26 protein-coding genes and 1 tRNA gene are annotated in these 26,386 nt (G+C 35.2%); 24 read left to right on the forward strand and 3 right to left on the reverse strand.

Features of this window, described 5'->3' with window-relative positions:
- Positions 1 to 116: 116 nt before the first annotated feature.
- Positions 117 to 191 (reverse strand) — tRNA-Thr (locus OTK00_RS05055).
- Positions 192 to 310: 119 nt separating this feature from the next.
- Between OTK00_RS05055 and OTK00_RS05060 the strand changes: the two genes are divergently transcribed.
- Positions 311 to 1,195, forward strand: a complete 885-nt coding sequence (locus tag OTK00_RS05060; RefSeq protein WP_045169316.1) for a damage-control phosphatase ARMT1 family protein — start codon at positions 311 to 313, stop codon at positions 1,193 to 1,195.
- 8 nt (positions 1,196 to 1,203) lie between these two features.
- On the opposite strand, the gene OTK00_RS05065 is transcribed toward OTK00_RS05060, so the two are convergent.
- Positions 1,204 to 2,526, reverse strand: a complete 1,323-nt coding sequence (locus OTK00_RS05065; RefSeq protein ID WP_045169317.1) for a histone deacetylase family protein — start codon at positions 2,524 to 2,526, stop codon at positions 1,204 to 1,206.
- Between the two features lie 17 nt (positions 2,527 to 2,543).
- Positions 2,544 to 4,184: a hydantoinase/oxoprolinase family protein gene (locus OTK00_RS05070; RefSeq protein WP_045169318.1), complete on the reverse strand. Its 1,641-nt coding sequence runs from the start codon at positions 4,182 to 4,184 to the stop codon at positions 2,544 to 2,546.
- Between the two features lie 146 nt (positions 4,185 to 4,330).
- Between OTK00_RS05070 and OTK00_RS05075 the strand changes: the two genes are divergently transcribed.
- The 23 genes from OTK00_RS05075 to OTK00_RS05185 all read left to right on the forward strand — a co-directional run bounded on the left by OTK00_RS05075 (position 4,331) and on the right by OTK00_RS05185 (position 26,307).
- Positions 4,331 to 5,212 carry a YicC/YloC family endoribonuclease gene (locus tag OTK00_RS05075; protein ID WP_045169319.1) on the forward strand — a complete coding sequence of 294 codons (882 nt, stop codon included), beginning with the start codon at positions 4,331 to 4,333 and terminating at the stop codon, positions 5,210 to 5,212.
- A gap of 30 nt (positions 5,213 to 5,242) precedes the next feature.
- Positions 5,243 to 5,530 (forward strand): extracellular matrix/biofilm regulator RemA, encoded by a 288-nt coding sequence (gene remA, locus OTK00_RS05080; RefSeq protein WP_045165538.1) that lies wholly within the window; start codon positions 5,243 to 5,245, stop codon positions 5,528 to 5,530.
- Entirely contained in the window at positions 5,527 to 6,126 is a 600-nt protein-coding gene (gene gmk / locus OTK00_RS05085) for a guanylate kinase (protein ID WP_045169320.1), read from the forward strand. The genes remA and gmk overlap by 4 nt, the downstream gene beginning before the upstream one ends.
- Before the next feature lie 7 nt (positions 6,127 to 6,133).
- Positions 6,134 to 6,376, forward strand: coding sequence for a DNA-directed RNA polymerase subunit omega (gene rpoZ / locus OTK00_RS05090; RefSeq protein WP_045169321.1), 243 nt, complete (start codon positions 6,134 to 6,136; stop codon positions 6,374 to 6,376).
- The gene (coaBC, locus tag OTK00_RS05095; RefSeq protein WP_045169322.1) at positions 6,360 to 7,562 is read left to right on the forward strand and encodes a bifunctional phosphopantothenoylcysteine decarboxylase/phosphopantothenate--cysteine ligase CoaBC; all 1,203 of its coding nucleotides are present in this window, start codon (positions 6,360 to 6,362) and stop codon (positions 7,560 to 7,562) included. Before rpoZ ends, coaBC begins: the two co-directional genes overlap by 17 nt.
- A 34-nt stretch (positions 7,563 to 7,596) precedes the next feature.
- Complete coding sequence (gene priA, locus OTK00_RS05100; RefSeq protein ID WP_045169323.1) at positions 7,597 to 9,765, forward strand: replication restart helicase PriA; 2,169 nt, start codon at positions 7,597 to 7,599, stop codon at positions 9,763 to 9,765.
- 23 nt (positions 9,766 to 9,788) lie between these two features.
- Positions 9,789 to 10,289, forward strand: a complete 501-nt coding sequence (def, locus tag OTK00_RS05105) for a peptide deformylase (protein ID WP_045169324.1) — start codon at positions 9,789 to 9,791, stop codon at positions 10,287 to 10,289.
- A gap of 62 nt (positions 10,290 to 10,351) precedes the next feature.
- Complete coding sequence (gene fmt, locus OTK00_RS05110) at positions 10,352 to 11,272, forward strand: methionyl-tRNA formyltransferase (RefSeq protein ID WP_045170150.1); 921 nt, start codon at positions 10,352 to 10,354, stop codon at positions 11,270 to 11,272.
- 20 nt (positions 11,273 to 11,292) lie between these two features.
- Positions 11,293 to 11,988 (forward strand): zinc metallopeptidase, encoded by a 696-nt coding sequence (locus OTK00_RS05115; protein ID WP_045169325.1) that lies wholly within the window; start codon positions 11,293 to 11,295, stop codon positions 11,986 to 11,988.
- Positions 11,985 to 13,292, forward strand: coding sequence for a 16S rRNA (cytosine(967)-C(5))-methyltransferase RsmB (gene rsmB, locus OTK00_RS05120; RefSeq protein WP_082054622.1), 1,308 nt, complete (start codon positions 11,985 to 11,987; stop codon positions 13,290 to 13,292). The genes OTK00_RS05115 and rsmB overlap by 4 nt, the downstream gene beginning before the upstream one ends.
- Positions 13,289 to 14,320 carry a 23S rRNA (adenine(2503)-C(2))-methyltransferase RlmN gene (gene rlmN / locus OTK00_RS05125; RefSeq protein ID WP_045169326.1) on the forward strand — a complete coding sequence of 344 codons (1,032 nt, stop codon included), beginning with the start codon at positions 13,289 to 13,291 and terminating at the stop codon, positions 14,318 to 14,320. The genes rsmB and rlmN overlap by 4 nt, the downstream gene beginning before the upstream one ends.
- 11 nt (positions 14,321 to 14,331) lie before the next feature.
- Positions 14,332 to 15,078, forward strand: a complete 747-nt coding sequence (locus OTK00_RS05130; RefSeq protein WP_045169327.1) for a Stp1/IreP family PP2C-type Ser/Thr phosphatase — start codon at positions 14,332 to 14,334, stop codon at positions 15,076 to 15,078.
- Positions 15,079 to 15,106: 28 nt separating this feature from the next.
- The gene (gene pknB, locus OTK00_RS05135; protein ID WP_045169328.1) at positions 15,107 to 16,990 is read left to right on the forward strand and encodes a Stk1 family PASTA domain-containing Ser/Thr kinase; all 1,884 of its coding nucleotides are present in this window, start codon (positions 15,107 to 15,109) and stop codon (positions 16,988 to 16,990) included.
- A 2-nt stretch (positions 16,991 to 16,992) separates the two neighbouring features.
- A complete protein-coding gene (gene rsgA, locus OTK00_RS05140) occupies positions 16,993 to 17,865 on the forward strand; it encodes a ribosome small subunit-dependent GTPase A (RefSeq protein ID WP_045169329.1) in 873 nt (290 codons plus the stop codon).
- A 30-nt stretch (positions 17,866 to 17,895) separates the two neighbouring features.
- Positions 17,896 to 18,564 carry a ribulose-phosphate 3-epimerase gene (gene rpe, locus OTK00_RS05145; RefSeq protein ID WP_045169330.1) on the forward strand — a complete coding sequence of 223 codons (669 nt, stop codon included), beginning with the start codon at positions 17,896 to 17,898 and terminating at the stop codon, positions 18,562 to 18,564.
- 149 nt (positions 18,565 to 18,713) lie between these two features.
- Positions 18,714 to 19,169, forward strand: a complete 456-nt coding sequence (locus tag OTK00_RS05150) for a ribosome maturation factor RimP (RefSeq protein WP_045169331.1) — start codon at positions 18,714 to 18,716, stop codon at positions 19,167 to 19,169.
- A 25-nt stretch (positions 19,170 to 19,194) separates the two neighbouring features.
- Entirely contained in the window at positions 19,195 to 20,265 is a 1,071-nt protein-coding gene (gene nusA / locus OTK00_RS05155; RefSeq protein ID WP_045169332.1) for a transcription termination factor NusA, read from the forward strand.
- A 19-nt stretch (positions 20,266 to 20,284) separates the two neighbouring features.
- The gene (rnpM, locus tag OTK00_RS05160) at positions 20,285 to 20,554 is read left to right on the forward strand and encodes an RNase P modulator RnpM (RefSeq protein WP_045169333.1); all 270 of its coding nucleotides are present in this window, start codon (positions 20,285 to 20,287) and stop codon (positions 20,552 to 20,554) included.
- A 14-nt stretch (positions 20,555 to 20,568) separates the two neighbouring features.
- Positions 20,569 to 23,142 carry a translation initiation factor IF-2 gene (infB, locus tag OTK00_RS05165; RefSeq protein WP_045169334.1) on the forward strand — a complete coding sequence of 858 codons (2,574 nt, stop codon included), beginning with the start codon at positions 20,569 to 20,571 and terminating at the stop codon, positions 23,140 to 23,142.
- Positions 23,143 to 23,166: 24 nt separating this feature from the next.
- Entirely contained in the window at positions 23,167 to 23,571 is a 405-nt protein-coding gene (rbfA, locus tag OTK00_RS05170) for a 30S ribosome-binding factor RbfA (RefSeq protein ID WP_045169335.1), read from the forward strand.
- Positions 23,568 to 24,524 (forward strand): DHH family phosphoesterase, encoded by a 957-nt coding sequence (locus tag OTK00_RS05175; protein ID WP_045169336.1) that lies wholly within the window; start codon positions 23,568 to 23,570, stop codon positions 24,522 to 24,524. Before rbfA ends, OTK00_RS05175 begins: the two co-directional genes overlap by 4 nt.
- Positions 24,521 to 25,384: a tRNA pseudouridine(55) synthase TruB gene (gene truB, locus OTK00_RS05180; protein ID WP_045169337.1), complete on the forward strand. Its 864-nt coding sequence runs from the start codon at positions 24,521 to 24,523 to the stop codon at positions 25,382 to 25,384. Before OTK00_RS05175 ends, truB begins: the two co-directional genes overlap by 4 nt.
- On the forward strand, positions 25,381 to 26,307 hold the full coding sequence (locus tag OTK00_RS05185) for a bifunctional riboflavin kinase/FAD synthetase (RefSeq protein ID WP_045169338.1): 927 nt from the start codon (positions 25,381 to 25,383) through the stop codon (positions 26,305 to 26,307). The genes truB and OTK00_RS05185 overlap by 4 nt, the downstream gene beginning before the upstream one ends.
- The last annotated feature ends 79 nt before the right edge of the window (positions 26,308 to 26,386 follow it).

The following is a 26,386-nucleotide window of genomic DNA, read 5'->3' on the forward strand; positions in this document are numbered from 1 at the left end:
AAATAATCTATTTGAGCAAATAAGTTTAAAGGGTAACCACTCCTAAGTAGATGGAGCAGTTACCCCAAAATTTTACAGTGTTATATTTTACCTATCCTCAAACCCCTTGATTTTATTGGAGCTCCATGGGGGATTCGAACCCCCGACCGGTCGATTACGAATCGACTGCTCTGCCACTGAGCTAATGGAGCACCTACAATACAATTATAATATTTTTCTTGACAACAAATCAAGAGTTATTGTATTAATTTAATATTGCTAAATAATATTTTTGCATGGTAAAAGCTAAAAGAAAGGAGATTGCAGATTTATGAAAGCACTTGTAGATTGCATCCACTGCTATTTGAAACAAGCCGTTTCGTGTATGGAAATGGTAAACATACCTGATGAAAGAAAAATAGAAGTACTGTATATTCTTATGGATTTTATAAAAACTTTAGATCCACAGGCATCACCAGCTTACAATTCCTCACTTGTCTTACTTAAGACATACGAGATTATAAAAAACCGTGACCCATACTGCTACGCTAAAAAGCAGTCTAATGCGCTGGCACTTGAGCTATATGAAGATATGAAGAAGAAGGTTTTTGGTGCAAGTGACCCTCTTTACAGTGCTTTAAAAGTGGCTGTAGCAGGAAATGTAATTGACCTGGGTATAAAAAGAGATTTTGATATTGAAACTGAGCTTTCCAATGCTTTTGGGTACGGTTTTTCAATAGATGACTATGCTTTATTAAAAGATAGAATTAAAACTGCCAAAGATATTGTAATTGCTGGAGACAATGCAGGAGAGATTGTATTTGACAAGATTTTGGTAGAAGTACTAAGACAAATGGGAAAGAGTGTATACTACATAGTGAAAACAGAGCCTATTTTGAATGATTCAACATTGGAAGATGCAAAAGAAGTTGGGATGGACAGAATTGCAAATGTTGTTGATACAGGAGTAGGACTTCTGGGTATTCCAAAAAATTTAGTGTCTTTGGAAGTAAAACAATTAATCTTGAATGCTGATGTAATAATATCAAAAGGTCAGGCAAACTTTGAATCCCTTGATGAGTTCGAAGAAATTCAAGCTAACATATTCTATCTTCTGAAGATTAAGTGTGAATTCCTGGCAAAGAAACTTGGCTTTAAGCTGGGAGATTTGGTGCTGATTAATGGTGAAAATTCAAAAAAGAGGAATTCAGAATGAACCAGAAATTATTTTGAATATTCTTTTTTGTAAAATTCAAAATTTCTTTTGTCTTGCAATATTACATGAGAGAAACTGCCAGAGTCAGTATTAGAAAAAATATCGTATCCCTGATTATAACATTCATCACAGGCATCAAACGGTATTACAATTGCAAGGACTCTATAGTTTAAACAAGTAGATTCAATAGTTATAAGACCAGAACATTTGTTACAAATCTTAATGTTTTCAAGCTGTTGTTCTAAAAATCCCATGGTATCGTAATATATTGATTTTTTTCGCGTAAAATGTTTCTGGTATTTTTTCTTTACATCATGTTCTATTTGTTCTTTGTTTTTCCATATAATATATACATTTTCACATAATTTTTTAATATATTCACTTATTCTGGTTGATTGTCTTAATTTTTCCGGGTCATAATCAGGTTCTTTAATGTTGGAACAATCAATTCCTGCAAGTGCAAATATAATTCCAAGGTTAACATAGGGCAATGCATCTTCAACAGAATAACCACCTTCTAATACAGAAATATGAGGATTTAGCTTTTCTGTGAGTTTGGCATAACCCTGAGCGGAAAAGTTCATATTTGTCAGAGGATCAGAATAATGATTGTCTTGTCCGGCTGAGTTTATGATAATTTCAGGTTTAAATTCTTCTAAGATGGGTAGAATTAGATTTTCCAGACAATACAAAAAGCCTTCGTCTGATGTATAAGGTGATAAAGGTAAGTTAAGGGTGTATCCAGTTGCAGCCGGTCCGCCTATTTCGTTTGTAAATCCACTTCCAGGGTAAAGTGTTCTACCATCCTGATGCAAGGATATAAAAAGAACATCTTTGTCGTTCCAGAATATGTCCTGTGTTCCGTCACCGTGATGGCAATCTGTATCAATGATTGCTATCTTTTTTATTTTATGCTCTTTTCTTAAATATTCCACCATTATTGCTTCATTGTTTATCACGCAAAATCCTCTATCACCGTACGTTATTCTATGTGCATGGTGACCGGGTGGACGAATTAAAGCAAATCCTTTTGCAATCTCATTTGACAAAATTTTTTTAACCAGTGTGATACAGCTGCTTGCTGCTATTTTGTGTGAAATGGTTGCAATAGAATCAACGTCGGGGATACAAAAGTGTGTAAGGTTTATATATTTGTCATCAATAATTTCAGGATTGTACACAAATATATTTTCATAATCAAAAAGACCCTCTTCTTCAATCTGGTCAATGGTATAAAGAAGTCTTTCTTCTCTTTCAGGATGTGTGGGTGTGATTCTCCAATCAAAAGCAGGAAAAAGGATAAGTCCAAGTTTGTTCTGTGCTTTTTGCATCTTTAAAAAACCTCCGTTTATTCTAATTGTTGCAACTTGGGTTTTAGCTGTGCTTTTAACCTGATTATTTTGCCACAATATTTAAAGTTCCTGATCATGTTAAATGAATTTTCCTCAATAATTTCTATTTCGTCTACCGAAATGGCATCACCTGCTTCTATGATATTTTCTATCAAAAAATTCTTTGCCTGAGCAATAGAAAAATCTATATCAACACTTTCATACCTGTTCAATTCGGGTATATAAACTATCCCCTGCTCAGTATCTGCAACCAGGTTATATTCTCTTGACAGTGAACCAAGTGCACAGCCTATTGCGTTTGCCACCATATAATATTTGGGGACCTCTACCTTGATTTTTAACCTTTTTGCTAAATGTTCAGCAATCAAATCAGCAGCTCCGCCAATTACAATTGCCTTTTCTGGTTCAAATTTTTCACCGTATAAAAGTTTTTGGATTGTATATATGGGAGCAGAATTAATATATTCAATGCCTTCTTTTATCTTTTTGCAAATTAAACTTAGAGCTGTCTCTAATACTTCATTACAAAAATGTAGAGGAGGCATGTTCACTTTTTTGGATAAATTTATAAGTCGAGCTTGGAGCTTGCAATCAAAACAGGATAAGTTCTTCATGTACAGCAGCACGTCAGAAAAGGTTACAATATTTTCTCTCTCGGTTGCAAATGGTTTTACAGTTTCAGGACCAACTGAAATATGATCTTCAAGTTTTACAAGACTGTCGCCGCCGATTCCCACAGACCTTGAATAAATGGCACGAACCAGGGTAGGATATCTTCCTATAGTTGCTCCATACTGCTCTAAGACAAATTGACCATTACAGACAAATGAAATATCAGTAGTGGTACCGCCAATGTCAATTATAACTGCATTTGAGAGTGGCTTTGATAGGATATAACCACCCTGTGCTGAAGCAGCGGGACCTGACAGGATTGAGAAAATGGGAAATTCTTTTAAACTGTCTAAATTAATAATTCCACCATCGGGTTTTTGAATAAATGCAATTTCTGGAGGTAGATTTTTTTCTTTTAAAAACTCCGAAATAGCATTATAAAGAAGCTTAAAGCTGCTATAAACAGCTGAATTCAAATATGTTGAGAATACTCTTCTTGGAAAGTTCAGCTTTCCAGAAATTCTATGACCTTTTGAAATGAATTCAAAACCGTGCTTTTTTACAATTTCATATATTTCATTCTCATGTTTTGGATTTCTCACAGAAAATTTACAGGCAATCCCCACGTGTTTAATTGAAAGCTTTTTAAATTCTGATATTGCTTTTTCTACCGTATCATGTGAAAAACCTTTTACTTCAATGCCCCTGTTGTTTATGTATCCATCAACCATGACATTGGCATCTGCACACATAAGAAAATCCGGATTTGCTCCAATCCCATTTTCGATTATCATTCCAACTTTATCAAGTTTATTTTGAACAATTGCATTTGTGGTAATTGTAGTACTGAGTATAATGCGATTTAGAATAGGAGTATAATCTGCTGTTATAAACTTTTGTAAACTTGTCAATACAGATGAAAGAATATCATCACCAAGTTCGAATTTTTTATAATCAACAACTTTATTGTTTTCAATTGCGACAATGTCAATATTTGTTCCACCCACATCAAGACCAATTATCATTTTAGGTTCACCTGCTTTTTAAGGTGGTTTATAATTATTATTATAACCCTTTCTTGATTTTATGGGTAAAAATACTTTAAAATAGATAGTGCAAATAGTTTTTGCATTTTTGTTTTAAATAATTCGAAAGGAATGATCTTACTGCAATGATTAAAAGCATGACAGGTTATGGTGGGTCAAGACAAATTACCAACCAGAGAGAGTATTCAGTTGACATAAGGAGTGTAAACCATAGGTATTTAGAAATAAACCTGAGAATACCGAAGGAATTTATAAAGTTTGAAAGTGAAATAAAAAATCTTGTATCAACTTATATTTCTCGTGGTAAAGTTGATGTCTATATAAATTTTAAAAGTTTCAGTGAGAAAGATTACAGAATAACGCCCAATTTGGGACTGCTAAAGCAGTATTTAGAGGCAATAAATGTTGTAAGACAGAACTTTGCAGAGATTCAGGATGATTTTAGCCTATCAACTTTTATAAAGCTTCCGGATGCGCTTATTATTGAAAATCAGGAGCTTGACAGTGATATAATAAAAAATGAGCTCTTGTGTTGTGTTGAGGATGCAGTTAAAAGTCTTGATAATATGAGGAGAACCGAAGGTGAAAATTTAAAAAAAGACATATTGAAGAGAATTGAAAAGATAAAAGAGATAATTACTACTATAGAACAATTTTCAGTTTCCCTGGTTGAAAATTATCGCGAGAAGCTTTATAAGAGAGTCAGTGAGTATTTTGACTTGAAAAATATAGACGAAAATAGACTGATGCTGGAGATAACTCTTTTTGCTGACAAGAGTGATATAACCGAAGAATTGGTAAGGCTTAAGAGTCATATAAATCAGTTTGTTGAATGTATAGAAAAAGGAGGAGTTGTTGGCAAAAAGCTTGATTTTATTGTTCAGGAAATGAACAGAGAGGCAAACACAATTGGTGCAAAGTCTACAATCTATGAGATTTCAAATTCTGTTGTTAGCCTAAAAGATGAACTTGAAAAAATTCGTGAACAGGTTCAAAATATTGAGTAGAGGTGAGTTTCTTTGAGTAACAGTGGTAATATAAAACTTATCAATATTGGCTTTGGGAATATTGTTTCAGCAAACAGGTTAATAGCCATTGTCAGCCCTGATTCTGCGCCCATAAAAAGGATAATTCAGGAAGCAAGAGAAAGAGGAATGCTAATTGATGCAACATACGGAAGAAGAACAAGAGCTGTTATTATAACAGATTCTGACCATGTGATACTGTCAGCTGTCCAACCAGAGACTGTTGCACACAGGGTAATAGAGCCTGAAGAGGACTTTGAAGAGGATATTGATGTTGATGATGAGGTTGACAAAAAATGAAAGAGGGGCTTTTAGTTGTCATATCAGGACCGGCAGGTGTTGGGAAAGGTACAGTTGTTGGCAGGCTTTTAGAGAAAAATGCCAATATCAAACTTTCAATTTCAAAAACCACCAGAAAACCAAGACCTGGTGAAAAAGAAGGCATTAGCTATTTTTTTGTCTCCAGGGAACAATTTGAAGACGATATAAGAAACGACAACTTGTTAGAATATGCTGAGTACAATAAAAATTATTATGGTACACCCAAAGACTTTGTTCTGGATACTTTGAAGAAGGGCTTTGATGTAATATTGGAGATTGAAACGCAGGGTGCTTTGAAAATCAAGTCTAAATTTGAGGATGCAGTACTTATATTCATATTACCTCCATCTATGCAGGAGCTTTATAACAGACTCAAAAAAAGAGCGACCGAGACTGACCAGGAAATAGAGGCAAGAATGAATATTGCGAGAGGAGAAATCAGGCTTTTGCAAGAGTATGACTATTGTGTTGTAAATGATGATGTTGATAAAGCTGTTGAGGCAATTGAAAAGATTATTGAAGTAGAAAAACTTAAAACAAAAAGATTCGACATAGAAAGCTTTTTAAAGGAGTGATTGTAAAGTGTTGCTTCGACCCGGGCTTGATGAACTTTTGCAGTATGTGGACAATAAATATACACTGTCTGTGCTTGTTGCAAAGCGGGCAAGACAGCTTTTAGAGCTGGCTCAAAAGAGAGTAGATTTAAATTTGAATTCTGACAAGTATGTAACAATGGCAGTAAATGAAATTGCTGCTGGAAAAATTTCTTACAGGTATGTAAACAAACATGAAAAGCCGGTGAAAAAGAATGAGCCTAAAGGATAAAAATATTTTGATTGGAATGTGCGGGGGAATAGCGGCATATAAAGTCTGTGAATTGATCAGGCTTTTAGTAAAATGTGGTTCTAATGTAAAAGTTATTATGACAAAAAACGCAAAGAAGTTCATTACTCCCTTGACAGTGCAAACACTTTCGCAAAACAGGGTTTATCTTGACACATTTGAAAGTGAGCATTATTACGATATAGAACATATTTCTTTGACAAACTGGGCAGATATCATGGTTGTAGCTCCCGCGACTGCTAATATAATAGGAAAATTTGCAAATGGTATTGCTGATGACCTTTTATCAACCACCTTTTTAGCTTTTAATAAACCTGTTTTGATTGTTCCTGCAATGAATTCGAATATGTTTGAAAATAGAATTGTTCAGGCAAATATACAGAAGCTAAAGCAATCCGGTGTAGCTATCTTAGATCCAGATGCAGGTTTTCTGGCCTGTGGAGTATATGGGAAAGGACGTTATCCTGAAAACCACAGGATTGTAGTTGAAATTGAAAGAATACTTGAAAAGAAGGATTTAGAGGGCAAAAATGTTCTAATTACAGCAGGACCAACCAGGGAATACTTGGACCCTGTGAGGTTTATTTCTAACAGGTCGTCAGGTAAAATGGGTTTTGCGCTGGCAGAGGAGGCTTATAAAAGAGGGGCAAAGGTTACATTAATATCAGGTCCTGTTAACATTCAAACCTATGCCAGCATAGAAATTATTAATGTTGAAACAGCTTCTCAGATGTATGATGTAGTAAAAAGGATAAAGGATGAACATGATATACTTATATTCTCTGCTGCAGTAGCCGACTTCAGACCCAAAGATTTTAAAAGTACAAAGATTAAAAAGGATCAGTTAGAAAATTTTTACATTGAGTTAGAAAAAAATCCGGACATTTTAAGGTATGCTGGGGAAACCAAAAAAAACGGGCAGATTATTGTGGGATTTTCAGCTGAGACTGAAAATATAGTAGAAAATTCGCAGAAAAAGCTTTATGAGAAAAATGCAGATTTAATTGTTGCTAACAATGTCCTGCAAGAGGGTGCTGGATTTGATGTAGATACCAACATAGTGACACTTGTATCAAAGGATAAGATTATAGAACTTCCAAAGCTCAGTAAAAAAGAAGTGGCAAGTAAAATATTTGACTTCATAGTGGATTACCTCTGCAAAAAATAGCAGAGGTAATACTTTTAGTGGGTGGAGTTTTAAAATGATTGCTGAGGTATGTATTAATTATCAAGATGCAAATGTGGACAGGACATTTGACTATCTGGTACCAGAACATTTTAAAGAGTTTGTTGAAGTTGGCAAAAGAGTTTATGTAGCGTTTGGAGTTTCAAACAGAGTTGTGGAAGGTCTTATTGTCAATGTAAAAAATGATACAAATGTTGAGAAAGATAAATTAAAATGTATTCTTGCTGTAATTGATGAGATTCCTGTTGTCTCTGAAGAGCAAATAAAGCTTGCACTTTCTATTAAAGATTACTATGCTCTTAAACTTGGACAGGCATTGGAGCTGGTTATACCACCTTTTGTAAGTAATAAAGAAATATATCAAATTTCGGTACAAAGAACCGAGCATATAGATTTAGAAGATGAATTTTTAGAGGTTTACAATAGAATCATGAAAAAACCTGTTTTAGCAGATTCGAAATTTGCAAGAGAAAACAAAGAAAAAATTATAAGTTTATTTTTAAAAGGACTGCTAAAATATGAACTGAGACCTTTGAAAGATTTGGAAGATAAAATTGAAAACTCTTTGATGCAACCACATTATACGTTGACAGAGGAACAGAATAAAGCTCTGAGTACAATAAAAACAGCTTTTGATGAAGGAGTTTACAAAAATATTCTTTTATTTGGAGTAACCGGGAGCGGAAAAACAGAGGTATATATTCAGGCAATGAAGTATGTGGTTGAAAAGGGAAAAAGTGTTATTCTGATGGTGCCAGAAATTTCTCTTACTCCCCAGATGATTGAAAGGGTTAAAAACAGATTGAATACTGATGTTGTTGTCTATCATAGTAAGATGAGCAGCACACAAAGACAGGTTGCCTGGTTGAAGTTAAAAAACGGAAAAGCAAAGGTGATAATTGGACCAAGATCGGCTATATTTGCTCCAGCAAAGGAAATAGGTCTTATAATTGTGGATGAAGAGCATGAACCAAGTTATAAATCTGAAAAATCTCCACGCATAAATGCTGTTGAAGTTGCTCAAATGAGAGCAAAGATAAACAGCATCCCTGTAGTTTTGGGTTCGGCAACTCCGACGGTTGAGCATTATTTCTGGGCTATTTCGGGAAAGTATATTTTATGTAGTTTGAAAAACAGAATAAACATGAAAATGCCTGATGTATTTGTTGTGGATATGAAAAAAGAACTTTTAGAAGGGAATAGATCTATCTTCAGCAGGTTATTGCTATCTGAAATAGAGAAAAATTTGCAGAGAAAAGAACAGGTTTTACTTTTCTTAAACAGAAGAGGGTACTCACCTGTTGTAATATGTCGTGAATGTGGTTATGTTTATATGTGTAAAAATTGCAGCATCTCTTTGACATATCACAAGACAGGGTATTTGAAGTGTCATTATTGTAATTACAAGGAGAAATATACAGGTGTTTGCCCTAAGTGTGGGAGTAAATATATGCGCCAGTATGGAAGTGGAACTCAGAAAATTGAAGATGAGATTAAGATGTATTTCAGGGATGCTAAGGTTTTACGTGTGGACAGAGATACCACTACCAGGAAAAACGCTATTGAAGAAATTTTCAATAAGTTCAAACAGAAAGAAGCTGATATACTTATTGGCACACAAATGATTGCAAAAGGGCTACACTTTCCTGATCTGACTCTGGTTGGTGTGGTTAATGCAGATACTATTTTAAATATGCCGGATTTTAGAAGCAAAGAAAGAACATTTCAACTTCTTACTCAAGTAGCTGGAAGAGCAGGAAGGGAAAAACAAGGAAGAGTGATTATCCAGACCTTCAATCCTGATGATTATAGTGTTGTGGCAGCATCAAAACATGACTATGATAGTTTTTTTAAAGAAGAGATAAAACTGCGAAAAACATTGGAATATCCTCCCTATGTATACATAGTAAATTTTTTGGTGGTGTCTCACAGTGAGAGGTATGCCAAAAAAGGAATAGAAAATGTGTATAGATTGCTTGAAGAGTGTTCTAAAACCACTGATGCAAAGATTTATGGACCAAGTGAGAGCCCAATTTTCAAGGTTGAAAATCAATATAGATACCATATACTGGTAAAATTTAAGAAGGCTCTTCAGATGATTGAGGTGGCAAATAAGATAAAAGAAAGGTATAATTATAATAATGCTGAACTAATAATAGATATAAATCCCTGGAATACACTGTAAACAGGAGGTAAAAAAAGTACAAGATGGCTTTGAGAAAGATAAGAACCTACGAAGATGAAATACTTCGGAAGAAATCTAAAACTGTTGAAAAGTTTGATAAAAGACTTCATGATCTTATTGATGATATGAAAGAAACTATGTATGAAGCAAATGGAATAGGGCTTGCAGCACCCCAGGTTGGAATATTGAAAAGAGTGATTGTAATTGATGTGGGTAATGGTGCAGTTGAACTTGTAAATCCTTCTATTGAGTATTCTGAAGGAACCCAGATAGATGTTGAGGGTTGTCTCTCAGTTCCCAATGTATGGGGAGAGGTGGAAAGACCGAAAAAGGTGGTTGTAAGAGGTCAGAACAGGTACGGTGAAGAGATTGTAATTGAGGCTGAAGATTTAATGGCACGGGCTTTGTGCCACGAGATTGATCACCTTGATGGAATTTTATTTACTGACAAGGTGATAAGGTTTGTGACAGAACAGGAAATTGAAGAAAGACGTTCAAAAGGACAAAAGATGGACTTAGAATAATGGTTCTTAAACACCCAACTATTTTCTGAAAGGAGATAGGATTGCCGTTGGATATTGTTTTCATGGGAACTCCGGAGTTTGCGGTAAATATATTGCAGAAATTAATTGAAGATCCTTCATTCAATATAAAACTGGTGGTAACTCAGCCGGACAAGCCAGTAGGCAGAAAACAGATTTTAACCTCACCACCGGTCAAGGAATTTGCTTTAAAATTCAATCTCAATGTGGTTCAACCTGACAGATTGAAAGGCAACCAGGAGTTTTTTGAAATCTTAAACAGAATAAATCCAGATGTGATTGTGGTTGTGGCATACGGGAAAATACTTCCAAAAGAAGTTTTACAGATACCCAGGTATGGATGTATCAATGTTCATGCTTCGCTTTTACCTGAATACAGAGGTGCTGCGCCAATCCAAAGAGCAATTATGGACGGGCGGGATTATACAGGCATTACAATTATGAAGATGGATGAAGGACTTGATACAGGAGATATTCTTCTTCAGGAGAGAATAAAAATAGAGTGGACTGATGATGTAATAACACTTTCTAAAAAGCTTTCCGAACTTGGCGGTAAACTTCTAATTGAGACTTTGAAAAATATCTCAAATATTTCACCGGTAAAACAGGATTCAACAAAAGCCACGTATGCTCCTCCTATCGAAAAAGATGAAGGTCAGATTTCTTGGGATATGACCGGTATAGAAATTTATAATAAATTTAGAGCTCTGAAAAATTGGCCAGGTATATTTACAACCTACAAAGGTAAGCTTTTAAAAATCCATGACATGGAAATTGTAAATAAATGGAAAATAGAAGATGTGCAAAATGGCACAGTTGTGGAAGTTGACGACAGTGGGATTGTGGTTAAGTTAAAAGATGGTGCAATTAAAATAAAAGAGCTTCAATTAGAAGGTGGGAAAAAAATAAGTGCAAGAGATTTTGTTAACGGGTATAAAATAAAAAAAGGTGATATTTTAAGTTAAAAAGGAGGGGATCATGAGTAATGTTTTACTATTTTGACCCTGTGTATTTGTTTTTTGCAATCCCTGCCTTTTTAATTTCGATATTTGCACAGATAAGGGTTCAATCTGCTTTTGCAAAGTATTCTAAAATAAGGAGTTTTTCAGGGCTAACCGGTGCAGAAGCAGCAAAGAGTATTCTTTGGGCAAATGGTATTTATGATGTGAAGGTGGAGTATGTTCCTGGGCTTTTAACAGACCATTATGATCCACGCTTTAAAATACTGAGACTTTCAAGTGGTGTATTTAATTCTAATTCCATTGCGGCACTGGGTGTTGCCGCTCACGAGGCAGGACATGCTATACAGCACTATGAAAAATATCCATGGTTAGCTTTAAGAAGTGCAATGGTGCCGGTTGTTAACATAGGTTCAAACCTTGCATTTCCGTTAATATTAATAGGACTTTTGTTCAAAAATGGAGATATTTTTATAAATATTGGAATACTTCTGTTTTGCCTTGCGGTTTTATTTACATTGATTACTTTGCCGGTTGAGCTAAACGCAAGCAGGAGGGCTATTCAGGCTTTAAAGATGGCAGGAGTAATTATGCCTTCTGAAGAGCAGGGGGTAAGAAAGGTTTTAAATGCTGCAGCAATGACATATGTTGCAGCTGTTGCGGTAGCAATACTTCAGCTATTATATTATCTGAGTTTAGTTCAAAGAAGAAGGGATGATTGAAAATTAATACAAGAAGAAGTGCTTTTTTGGTCATTTCTGAAATTGAAAATAAGAAAAATCCCAATGCAGATACTTTAATGGAAAAGTATCACCGGACGCTAAAAGATCCCAAAGATCGAAAACTTTTTGTTGAGATTGTACATGGAGTTTTAAAATTTAAAAACCTTCTTGATTACTATATAAATTTTGTTGCAACAAAGGGTGTAAAAGACAAAAGAATCTTAAATGTTTTGCGAATAGCAACGTACGAACTTATGTTTCTTGACAGGATTCCCGAATATGCAACGGTCGATGAGGCCTGCAGTCTTGTTGAAAGTATTAATAAGCATCAAAAGGGTTTTGTCAATGCGGTTCTCAGAAACATAATTAGGAAAAAAGACGAAATAGAGAAGGCACTTGAAAGAGTAAAAGAAACAAATTTGAAGGATTTTCTCTCTATAAAACTTTCATATCCAAAGTTTCTTATTGAATATTTAGAACAATCTTATGGGCTGGAAAAAACAATAAAGATTCTTGAATTTTTAAATACCAAACCATTGCAGAGTATAAAGATAAATACCAAGAAGATAGATAGAGAAGATTTTTTGAAGAAATTAGAATTAAATGGATACAAATACACTTTGGCAGAGGAGAATAGTGAAATTGTTTATATTCTCAGTGGTAATATAAAAGATAGTGATCTTTACAGAGAAGGCTATTTTTATTTCCAGGACCTTGCTTCTTCTCTTGTTGTGAAATGGAATAAAGAAGACTTTGAAAGCGCAGGGGCTATACTGGATCTTTGTGCGGCTCCAGGTGGAAAAACTTTTAACTGTGCGGAAATAACAAAAGGTTTTATAATTTCATGTGATGTTAATAAGTCAAAAGTTGATCTTCTGAGAAACAACCTGGTAAGACTTGGATTTGACAATGTTGTACCTGCGCAGAGTGATGCTACCATTTTGAATGAAGATTTTATAGACAAGTTTGATATTGTCATTGCTGATCTTCCATGTGCTGGTTTTGGGACAATTAGAAAAAAACCTGATATCAAATGGAATAAGACACTTGAAGATATAGAAAGTTTACATGAGCTTCAATTAAGAATACTTGATAATGCTGCTAAATATGTAAAAGATGGTGGTATAATATTTTACAGTACATGCACTCTTGGACATAAAGAAAACGAAGATACTGCTAAAGATTTTGTAAAAAGACATAAAGAGTTTTCTATTGTATATCAGAAAACCATTTTTCCTGATGAATATCAATGTGATGGATTTTTTATTGCAAAACTCAGGAAAGAGGGCAAGGAAGAAGCATGAAAAGGCTTATTAAAGATTTTACATTAGATGAGCTCAAAAAGTGGGTAGAAGAAGCAGGTGAAAGACCTTTTCGTGCAAATCAGATTTTTGAATGGCTTTACAAGAAGAATGCAACAGATGTGAATGCTTTTACAAACATCCCACTTGCGTTGAGAAAAAAAATAGAAGAGGAGTTTATTTTGAACTCACTGAGGACCATAGAATCTATGTGTGATGGAGAGAGCATAAAGTTTTTATTTGAGTTGGTTGATAAAAATGCCATTGAATCAGTATTTTTGCCTTATAGCTATGGAAATGCAATATGCATTTCTACTCAGGTTGGTTGCAGAATGAACTGTGCGTTTTGTGCTTCAGCAATTGGTGGAATGATAAGGAATCTTTCGGCAGGTGAGATGGTAGATCAGATTATCAATGTTGAGAATGTTACTGAAAAGAAAATATCCAATATTGTTTTAATGGGAAGCGGAGAGCCGTTTGACAATATTGAAAATGTTTTTAAGTTTATAGATATTGTAAATTCAAAAGAGGGAAAGAATATTGGTGCAAGGCATATAACAATCTCAACTGTTGGTATTGTGGAAGGAATTTATAAGCTTTCAGAGTATCCAAAGCAGGTTAACCTTGCAATTTCTCTTCATGCGCCGAATAACCAGCTGCGAAATGAGCTTGTTCCAATAAATAAAAAATATCCTATTGAAGAAGTGTTAAAAGCTGTTGATTGCTATATAGAAAAGACAAATAGAAGAGTCACATTTGAGTACGCTTTGATAGATGGTGTAAATGACTCAGACGAATGCGCAAAAGAGCTTGCAAAAATGTTATCCGGAAGGCTTGTTCATGTTAATTTAATTCCTATAAATCCAGTAAATGAAAAGGGGTTCAAAAGACCCCCACGGGAAAGAATAAGAGAATTTTATAATATTCTTGAGTCATCTGGTATTCAGGTAACAATAAGAAGAGAATTGGGAAGCAGTATTGCCGCAGCATGTGGGCAGTTGCGAGCACGCCACTATAAATATATACTCTGATAAAACAGGAGATGAAGTGTGTGAAGTACATTGCTGCTTCAGAAACTGGAAAAATAAGAACAAACAATGAGGATTATTATCTGGTATTTACAACCAGGGATAGTAGCTTTTCTATTTTTTTAATTGCAGATGGAATGGGTGGACATAGTGCAGGTGAGGTTGCAAGCAGCTTTGCCTGCAAATATATCCTTGAGTATCTTCTAATAAAATTAAAAAATATAAATGAATTAGAAGAACAGGTTATAAAGGAAGCCTATTATTATGCAAACCATAAGATGGCAGAACTTCAGCTGGAAAATCCAGTATGGTATGGAATGGGTACAACCTTAGCAGGGGTATTTGTTTTAAAAGATAGGGTAATTGTTAGCAATGTAGGCGATTCAAGGGTTTATCTTATCAATGAAAATGGGATACTGCAGATAACAGAAGACCATTCTTTAGTCTATGAAATGTATAAGAGTGGTAAAATTACAAAAGAGAAGATATATACACATCCACAGAAAAACATAATTACACGGGCTATTGGCATAGAAAGGAATATAGAGGTAGATATATACAGATTTAGTTTTCAGGAGTTAGGAGAGAAATGGTATATTTTACTCTGCACAGATGGACTTACCAACATGGTTTCAGAGATGTATATAAAAGATACCTTTGAAAAAATTTCATTTGAAAGAATAGGCAAAGTTTTAATTGACAAGGCACTTGAGAATGGTGGCATTGACAATATAACAGTGCTTTATTTTACTGCTAAGTAAAAAAGTTTTAAGAAGGTGATGGGTAAGAATGGATGATTTTGTTATAGGCAATAGATACAGCGTTATTGAAAAACTGGGCAGCGGTGGTATGTCTGTTGTATACAAAGCAAAAGATAAGGTTCTCAACAGATACGTTGCTATAAAGGTACTTAGAAGCGAGTTTGCAAGTGACGAGGAGTTTTTGACAAGGTTCAGGACAGAAGCTCTGGCTGCTGCTTCACTTTCACATCCAAACATTGTTTCCATTTATGATGTTGGTGAACAGGAAGGTATGCACTACATAATAATGGAATATGTAAATGGAAAAACTCTTAAGGAGTTTATGAAAGAAGTAGGAAGAGTTAGCACAAAAGATGCTGTGACAATTGCAATACAGGTTTTAAGGGCACTTGACCATGCACACAAAAAAGGAATTGTCCACAGAGATATAAAACCACAAAATATACTTATTGATGAAAATGGAATAGTCAAGGTTACAGACTTTGGTATAGCACGTGCTGTTTCAACCGGTACAATCATAAATACAAACCTGACAATTGGATCTGTGCACTATTTTTCACCGGAACAAGCAAGAGGTGGATATGTGGATAACAGATCTGATTTATATTCGCTTGGTGTAGTATTGTATGAGATGTTAACGGGGGTTTTACCATTTGATGGGGATACACCCATATCAATTGCTTTAAAACACTTACAGGAGCAACCAGTTCGTCCAACACTTTATAATCCGGATATTCCACGAAGTTTAGAAGCGATTATTTTGAAAGCTTTGCAGAAGGATGTACTTATGAGATACCAATCTGCTATGGAGATGATACAGGATTTGAAAAATTCATTGGTTGATCCTGAGGGTGATTTTGTAAAGATTGAAACACATGAAAATGCTGCAACAAAACAATTTCAATTTGAACAATTGAAAACAAAGGATATGATAAAAGAGCCAGAAAAAAGGCAAAAGGTTTTTAAAAAGGATTGGGTATATGTTGTAGCTGGTGTTTTAACTGCTTTAATTATTGTTGCAATTGGCTGGCTTGTATTTTATAATGCTGTTGGAAAGAGCCTGGTACCTCCAGAGGATGATATTACCCTGCCCGACCTTGTGGGTTATTCAGTGGAGGATGCAAAAAACAAGTTAAATGAACTTGGACTCAAGTTTACAATAGTAGAACAAAATGACCAGTCTGAAAAGGGTACGGTTGTAAATCAAGAACCAGCTGCAGGTATAAAGGTCAAGAAGGATACGACTGTAAAACTCATAGTGAGCAAAGGTCCAGAAATGGTACGTGTACCAGATGTTGTGGGACAGAATATAAAGGATGCAGAGATTGATCTTAACAATGCGGGGCTCAATGTCGAGATAAAAAGAGATTATTCTGATAAACCTGTTGACACTGTTATCTCTCAGCAGCCTGCAGCAAATGAATCTATTGAAAAAAATGGGACAGTAGTGCTGACAGTGAGCATAGGTCCAAAAATCGAAAAAGTATCTGTACCTGATGTCACTAATATGGACATAACTTCGGCAAGAGAACTTTTACAAAAAACAGGGTTGAGTGTGGGGAATATCACATACAAAGAGGTAACTGATAGGGAATCTGGGATGGTTCTGGAGCAATTTCCTTATGCAAATACAATGGTTGATAAGGGTAGCAGCGTGGATTTAATAGTTGCCAAAAGAGTTGAACAGAAAAATACTGCCAAGATTGTCATTAAAACAGTCATTCTGCCCGCTGATTTAAGTGAAGCAAATGTAAAGATTGTTGTTGTCTCCAACAATAATGAGAGTACTGTATTTGATAGAGTGGTAAAAAGAGAAGAGACTCCTCTACAGGTTAAGGTACCAATAACAGGTCCTTCAACTATCAGAATGTATATAAATGACCAACTTTCGTCGGAGGAGATGGTGGAATAACCATGGAGATAAATGGTGTAATTGCAAAGGTAATTGCTGGTTTTTACTATGTATATGATCACAGCGGAAATATTTATGAATGCAGAGCACGGGGTATATTCAGGAAAGAAGAGATAACGCCACTTGTCGGTGATCATGTAACAGTTGTAGAAAAGGCAAAGGATACTTATGTTATAGACAAAATACATCCGCGGAGAAACCAGCTTATAAGACCGCCTGTTGCAAATGTAGATATTGCGATTGTTGTAGTGGCTTCGGTCTCACCTGAGGTTTCGCTTATTGCACTTGACAAACTGCTTGTAAATGTTTTGAAGGAAAAGGTAAAACCTCTCATTTGTGTTAATAAAATTGACCTTGATGGTGGCAGGACATTTGAAATTATAAAGAATCAGTACAGTATATTTGATATAGTAGGAGTGTCTGCAAAAACAGGAGAGGGTATTGAGGAGTTAAAACAAAAAATCAATGGCAAAATATCAGTTTTTGCAGGACAATCGGGTGTGGGAAAGACTTCTATTCTGAACTGCCTGATACCAGGTTTGAATCTTAAAGTTGGAGAAATTTCAAAGAAGATTGAGAGAGGAAGACACACAACAAGGGTTGTTGAGCTTTTGCGAGCAGGTGAAGATACATATATAGCAGACACCCCGGGTTTTAGCTCTATTGAGATTATGGGAATACTTCGAGATGAGCTAAAATATTACTATCCGGAGTTTTACGATCATGAGAATTGTAAATTTCCGGGATGTAATCATATTTTCGAACCCGAGTGTGGTGTGAAAGCAGCAGTAAATGCAAGAATGATAAATTTTGAGAGATATGAACGCTACAAGGAGATATTTATGCAACTTCCTGCAAAAAAAGAGTATGATTGATATATTGGCTTCAAAAGGGAGGATTTTAAGGTGGCTGTAAAAATTGCACCATCAATATTATCGGCTGACTTTTCAGATTTAAAAAATGAAGTTAAAAAACTTGAAGAAAGTGGAGCAGATCTGGTACACATAGATGTTATGGATGGGAATTTTGTAGAAAATATTACCATTGGTGCTCCGGTTATAAAAGCTTTGCGAAAACATACAAATCTTTTTTTTGATGTTCATTTGATGATATTGAATCCGGAAAGACATATCGAGAAGTTTGTGAAAAGCGGTGCAGATAATATTACAGTCCATGCAGAAACAACTTATCACCTGGATGCTTTGATAAATAAAATCAAAAGTTTTGGAAAAAAAGCAAGCGTTGCAATAAATCCTGCCACTCCAGTTTGTCTTATAGAAAATGTACTTGGGATGGTTGATATGGTTCTGGTTATGACTGTAAATCCCGGTTATGGTGGACAGAAGTTCATTGATTATACTTTAGAAAAAATTCGGAATCTATCAGAGTTGAGAGAAAGAAAAGGTTACAGGTTTGAGATAGAGGTTGACGGTGGTATAAATGAACAAACGGTTGTAGAATGCGTAAAAGCAGGAGCAAGTGTAATTATCGCAGGATCGTATGTCTTTGACAGCGTTGATGTAAAAGAGGCAATAAAAAAATTGAAAAAGTCAGTGGAAAAATTGAATGAATAATTTTTGTGATTCTTGTTAAAATAGATTTAAGTATGCTATAATATATACAATCAGTTTTGTTGACATAAAGTAAATTAGCAAAAGAGTGGGTGTCCCCCACTCTTTAATGTTGTTTAAGAGAGAATTTTTTGTGAAAGGAATGATTGGGTATGTCCAAAGTGGTTAAAAAGGTTGAAGAACTTGTAAGACCTATTTTGGAAAAATACGGTTTTGATCTGGTGGATATTGAATTCAAAAAGGAAGGCAAGAGTCACTTTTTAAGAGTTTATATAGACAAACCTGGTGGAATTACAATCGATGATTGTCAGCTTGTAAGTGAGGAGTTGTCTGATAAATTAGATATTGCTGATCCTATACCTTTTAGTTATTATTTAGAAGTTTCATCACCGGGCGTAGACAGACCGCTTGTAAACGAGAAAGCTTTTATAAGAAATAAAGGAAGACTGGTTGATGTTTTCCTCAAACAGCCTTTTATGAAAACTACCAAGCTCACCGGTGAGCTTGTAGAAAAAAAAGAGGAAAATCTTATAATAATGGTAGACGGTGAAAATATTTCTATACCTTTTGAGAATATAAAAAAAGTGAAACTTACAATAAGATTTTAAAAAACAAAGGGGGCTTTTAATAAAAATGGCAAAAAAAGTTGCAACCACAGATTTTCAGGAGCTATTTTCTGCAATTGATGAGCTTGAGAGAGAGTATAAAATCGAAAGAGAGTATATTTATTCTGTTTTAGAATCAGCTCTTTTAACTGCTTACAAACAGGTAAGAGGGATAAAGGATAAGAACCTTTCAAATGTGAAGGTTTCAATTGACCCTGAAAAGGGTGATGTGAAGATTTTTGAGTACAAGAAAGTAGTGGAAAATGTAAAAGATAGAAGAAATGAAATTTCATTGGAAGATGCGCGAAAGATTGATAAACGATATCAGGTGGGTGACGTTGTTGCAATCGAGGTTCCAATTTCTGATTTTAGCCGGAAAGCTGCAATGACAGTAAGGCAAACAGTTATAGGCAAGATAAGAGAAAAGAAGAGAAATATAATATTTGAAGATTATTCAGCTAAGATTGACAATATTGTAACGGGAGTTATTCAGAGAATAGATAAGAAAAATGTTATTGTTGAAATAGAAGGTGGAAAAGTTGAAGCAATACTTCCAATGGAAGAGCAAATTCCGGGTGAAGAGTATAAGCCCGGGACAATGATGAAGTTTTATCTTGTAGATGTAAAGATTCCACCAAAAGAAAAGGAGCCCATAGTTTATCTTTCAAGAACGCATCCCAATTTGATCAGAAGGCTAATGGAAAATGAAGTACCGGAGATTCAGGAAGGTATAATAGAAATAAAAGCAATTGCAAGAGAAGCCGGGTCAAGGTCAAAAGTAGCAGTTTATTCTAATAGCTCAAGGATTGATCCTATCGGTGCATGTGTTGGCGAAAAGGGAATAAGGATTCAAAATGTGCTGAAACATCTTGGAAATGAAAAAATTGATATAGTGAAATGGAGCAACGACATAGGAGAGTTTATTAAAAATGCGCTCAGCCCTGCGGAAGTTGTCCATATTGATTTGAATCTGGTTGAGAAAAAGGCTTTTGTCCTTGTACCAAACGACCAGTTATCTCTTGCTATTGGGAAAGGCGGACAGAATGCTCGGCTTACCGCAAAACTAACTGGTTGGAAAATAGACATAAAGGGTAAATAAAATAAGTAGGTGACAAACTGTGCAAAAGTATATCCCGAACAGGAAATGTGTTGGTTGTCAGGAAGTAAAACCTAAAAACCAGCTTTTGAGAATTGCAAAAAATGACAGGGGAGTTTTCATAGATGAAAAACAAAGGTTGCCGGGAAGGGGAGCATATCTTTGTAAAAAAGCAGAGTGTTTGCATCTTGCGAAGAAGAAAAAAGGACTTGAGAGGTCTTTAAAGGTTACCATACCAAAGGAGTTTTATGATTTGCTTGATAAGTTTTTTGCTGAAAATTATAAAAATTAAGCGGAGGTGTCAGAATGACGAATAAGCTCAGGATATATGAATTTGCAAAGCTTTTAGAAATTCAAAACAAAGATTTAATGGAGATACTTAACAGGTTAAACATTGAACATAAAAATCATATGAGTGCTCTGGAGGAAAATGATATCAATCTGGTTTTAGAATATATATTGCAAGAAAAAGATAAAGAACAGGTCGAAAAAAGAAAAAGAGAAAGAGTATCAGTTCATAAAGAAACCAGCATACCAGAAAAGGAACAAAGAGCTCAGGAACATAAAAAGAGTCAGCGACAAGGTGAAAGAATGCCTTATCCTCATGATAGAAAAACTGAACCAAGGACTGCCCAGAAATCTCAGCAAGAGGGCAGACAGAAATTTGATAGAAATAGAAGAGAAAGGACTCAGGCAAATATAGTCCAAAGAGAAAGTGCTGCAGGTATTGAAAAAAAGGAGAAAAAAGCTACTGTTGATGATCAAAAGGTGATTGAAGCGCTTATGCAGGAGCCAGAAAAGAAACAGGTTGTGAAACCCAAATATGAGATTTCAAAAGAACAGAAGATAGAGAAAAAGTATCAGGATAAAACTGCTGTTAAGCAAAAATCTGAAAAGGCTGTAAAGCACAAAAAACAGCTATTTCATGTTGAAGAGCTTATACACGAAGAGGCTCCGGTTAATAGAGAAGAGCTTGAGAAAGTTGATAAAGAAGTAGAAGACACTTTACTGGAAGAAGAATTTTTACAGGAAAAGCACGTAAGACGTGGTAGAAAAGAAAAACCCAAGAAGAAGTCAAAAGAACAAAAAGAAGTACTGAGACTCCAGACCAAGACTGTGCAAGAAGAAAAGAAAGAGGAGATTGTAAAAATTCCGGAAAAGATAACCGTTGGTGAGTTTGCAAACCTTATAAGTAGGCCTGCTGCTGAGATTATTAAAAAACTGATAATGCTTGGGATTATGGCAAATATCAATCAGGAGATAGATTATGATGTTGCAGCCTTGATTGCAGAGGATTACGGGTTTAAGGTTGAAAAAGAGATAATAAAGAGTGAAGAGGAGATACTTTTGGAGGACCAGGAAGATCCACCAGAATCACTGCAACCGCAACCACCCGTTGTAGTTGTAATGGGACATGTTGACCATGGGAAAACATCACTTCTTGATGCTATACGAAAGACAAATGTGACAGAAAAAGAGGCAGGGGGTATCACGCAACATATTGGTGCATCTGTTGTGGAAGTAAACGGCAGAAAAATTACTTTTTTGGACACACCCGGGCATGAAGCTTTTACTGCTATGAGGGCTCGTGGTGCACAGGTGACTGATATTGCAGTGCTGGTTGTTGCAGCAGATGATGGTGTTATGCCGCAGACAGTTGAAGCAATAAATCACGCAAAAGCAGCAAACGTGACAATTATAGTTGCTATAAACAAGATTGACAAACCGGAAGCAAATCCAGAGAGAGTAAAACAACAACTTTCTGAATACGGTCTTATACCGGAGGAATGGGGTGGAGATACTGTATTTGTAAATGTCTCTGCTAAAAAGAAAATAGGTATAGACCATTTGCTGGAAATGATTCTGCTTGTTGCAGATTTGCTTGAACTCAAAGCAAATCCAAACAGACCTGCACGCGGTAGAGTAATAGAAGCCAAGCTTGATAAAGGACGAGGACCTGTTGCTACAGTTTTGGTTCAAAAGGGTACACTCAGAGTAGGAGATTATGTTGTTGTTGGTAATACATGGGGAAAGGTCAGAGCAATGATTGATGACAAAGGACAGAGAATCAAAGAGGCCGGTCCTTCTATGCCTGTTGAAATTTTAGGGCTTGAAGATGTTCCAACTGCGGGTGATGAACTGGTTTGTGTGAAAGATGAAAAAACAGCAAAAATGGTTGCTCAAATCCGCCAGGACAAACTTAAAGAGGAGAAGATGCAGCAGTCAAGGGTTTCGCTTGAGGAGCTATTTGAGAGGATTCAGAAAGGGCAGCTAAAAGAGCTCAGAGTTATAATAAAAGCAGATGTTCAGGGTTCGGTAGAAGCATTAAAATCTGCTATTGAAAAACTTTCAAATGAACAGGTGACAGTAAAGGTTATTCATGCTGCTGTTGGAGCGATTACAGAATCAGACGTTACACTGGCTTCTGCCTCAGATGCAATAATTATTGGATTCAATGTAAGACCAGAAGTGGGTGCTATGTCTTTGGCTGAAAAAGAAAAGGTTGACATCAGGATGTATAGAATCATATATGATGTTATAAATGACATAGAAGCAGCAATGAAAGGTCTTTTGGAACCTGTATATAAAGAAGTAGTGATTGGTCATGCTGAGGTAAGACAGATATTCAAATCATCATCTGTTGGAACTATTGCTGGCTGTTATGTTTTGGATGGCAAAATAACAAGGACTTCCAATGCACGAATCATCAGAGATGGTGTGGTTGTTTATGAAGGTAAACTTGCTTCGCTTAAAAGATTTAAAGATGATGTAAGAGAGGTTGCAGCCGGTTATGAATGTGGTATGACCTTTGAAAAGTTCAACGATATAAAAGAAGGAGATATTGTTGAAGCATATGAAATGCAAAAGGTGGAAAGCTAAAAATTAAAGAGGTGAAATTAGAATATGCAATTTGAAAGAGCTGATAGAGTTGCCGAAGAAATAAAAAAGGAGATAAGTGATATAATTCAGCACGATTTAAAGGATCCGCGCATTTGTGCAGAGCTTATAAGCATTGTAAAGGTGAATGTGAGCAAAGATTTGAGGCATGCGAAGGTCTTTGTAAGTATCTTTGACAAAGACCAGGAAAAAATTAAAAACACTATGAAGGTTCTGGAAAATGCAAAGCCTTATATAAGAAGAGAGATTTCTCAGAGGATAAAACTGAGGTTTTCACCGGAGATATCATTTGAGCTGGATGATTCGATAGAATATGGTGCAAGAATATCACAGATTCTAAACCAATTAAACATCTCAAAGGATGAAGAAAAAATACCTGAAAATGAAAGTGAAGGTGAACAGGAAAATTGATAGAGAGCAAGATTGTAAACTGTCTTTTGAATTCAGATGGAATTGCAATTGTATCACATGAAAATCCTGACGGAGATTGTATAGGTTCTATGCTTGCGCTTTACCTTGCACTGACCAAAAAAGGGAAAAGTGTAAGGATGTTTTTGAAAAATAATATCCCCAAAAATCTTTCATTTTTGCCTGCTGTAGATAAAATTGAGATAAAAGAAAAATTGGAAGAGATGTTTGATGTTTTGGTTCTCCTTGACACTGGGGAGCTTGAAAGAACAGGCATTAAGAATATTCAAAACTGTTATAAAAAGCTTATTAATATTGATCATCATATAACAAGTGAAGGAATAGGAGATTACTATTATATAAACTCATCGGCTGCAGCAACCGGTGAGATAATATACCAGCTGGTAAAGCTTATGGGTATTGATAGTGATAAAGACATAGCAACCTGTCTTTATACAAGTATTTTTACCGATACAGGTGGATTTAGATATTCAAACACTACATCTATAACCCACCAGATTGCAGGTGACCTGATAAATATGGGGATTGACTTTGTATACATTATCAACAGGGTATTTGAAGAGATGAGTCTTTCTAAATTTAATCTTTTGAAAGATGCTCTCCAGACTTTAGAACTTTTTGAAGACGGTAAAATAGCTTTTCTGACAATTACAAGGCAGATGCTTGAAAAAAACAATGCTTCACGGGATGAAACAGAAAATATTATAAATTTTGCAAAGAACATTGAAGGCGTTGAAGTGGCTGCCCTGTTTATTGAAGAGGATGATAGAACAAAGGTAAGTCTTAGGTCAAAGTACTATGTGGATGTTGCAACAATTTCCAGAGAGTTTGGAGGAGGGGGTCATCCCAGGGCAGCCGGTTTTAGCATGAACAATAGTGATATAAGCCAGATCAAGAAAAGACTACTGCAAAGACTTAAAAGTGATGTGAAATGAACGGAGTGCTTTTAGTTGACAAACCGGTTGGTCTTACTTCGCATGATATTGTTGAGTATGTCAGAAAACTTTTCAAAACAAAAGCTGGACATGCCGGTACACTTGACCCATTTGCAACAGGACTTCTGGTACTTTTGATAGGAGAGGCAACAAAACTTTCTTCTTTTTTTATAAAAGAGAAAAAAACATATATAGCTACAATGCAATTTGGAATTAAAACAAATACACTTGACATAACCGGTAAATTATTGATGAAAAACAACATCTTTATAAAAACAGACGAAGTTGAAGATGTGTTGAAAAGTCTAAAAGGGGAAATTGAGCTTTTTGTTCCTTTGTTTTCTGCAAAGAAGGTAAAAGGTAGAAAGCTATATGAGTATGCCAGAGAAGAAATTGATATTGAAATTCCAAAGATGAAGAGTATCATATATAATATAGAGATATTAAACTATTGCTATCCCTATCTAACCTTCAGGGTTGAATGTAGCCATGGCACATATATTAGAAGCCTGGCTGATGAAATAGCAAGAAGGCTTGGCACCATTGCTACTTTGACCATGCTAAGACGAGTTAAAAGTGGCAGATTCGATGTAAAAGACTCATTTTCGCTGGATATTATTTCAAAAGAAGCGATAGTTTCTTTGGAAAATTTAATTTTAAATGAGATGCTTGTAAGTGACCGGGCTTTTAAAAAGGTGCTCAACGGCAATCCACTTACATTTAAGGATATAAGAGAAATAAGACAGGTTGATGAAAGTTTTGGAGAATTTTACAAAATACGACTTGACAGCATCTTAATTGTTTATCACAGAGAGGATGATAAATTTAAATATTTACTGAAGGTGGAAAATGATAGATGAATATTTACAATAGAATTCGCAAAAGAAATGATATACCGGTAGTTGCGCTGGGTTTTTTTGATGGTTTTCATTTAGGGCACAAAAAAATATTTGAAGTTTTGGCTTTAAATGCCGGTCAGCAGAAAAAAGTGGCTTTTACATTCAAAAATCATCCTGACAGACTTTTGGGTTTGGATGTCAAATATATTCTCACAAATAGTGAAAGATTAGAATTTTTTGAAAAATATGGAATAGAAGATGTTTATTTTATTGAATTCACAGATGAGTTTATGCAGATGGACAAAGACAGATTTATCAGAGAGATTTTGATTGAAAAACTAAATGCGGGTTTAGTTGTTGTGGGCTATGATTTCACATTTGGTTACAAAGCAGAGGGAAATAGCGAGTATCTCTGTAGAAGACTGAAGGATTATGGCAGACAGTGCATAGTAATTGATCCTGTTACCTACAATCATCAGGTTGTATCAAGTACTCTTATTCGAAATTTGATAATGGATGGGAATATTCAACTTGCAAACTCTATGCTGGGCTACAATTTTTTTATAAATGGAATTGTTAAAAAAGGAAACAGAATTGGTAGAAAATTGGGATTTCCTACCCTCAATATACGATTTGATAAAGACAAGATCATACCCAAAAGAGGGGTTTACGTTACAAATACCATCATTGACAGCAGAAGGTATATATCCATTACAAATGTGGGGGTAAATCCTACTGTATCAAAGACAAATAGTATAAAAATAGAAACACATGTTTTGGATTTTGAAGAAAAGGTATACGGTAAAAAGATTAAATTGGAGTTTATTGATTTTATACGTGATGAAAAAAAATTTGAAAGCTTGCAGGATCTTAAAAATCAGATTGAGAAAGATATAGCATATGTAAAAGATATGCTTTGTAGAGCAACTGTATATAGACATTAAAGAAGATTTTTGTTACAATATGCTATGTGTTAACCTGAGTCCTTGTTAGAGGATGCTCCCAGCCTTTAACAAAGATTCA

This window comes from Caldicellulosiruptor morganii (assembly GCF_026810225.1).
GTDB classification, from domain to species: domain Bacteria; phylum Bacillota; class Thermoanaerobacteria; order Caldicellulosiruptorales; family Caldicellulosiruptoraceae; genus Caldicellulosiruptor; species Caldicellulosiruptor morganii.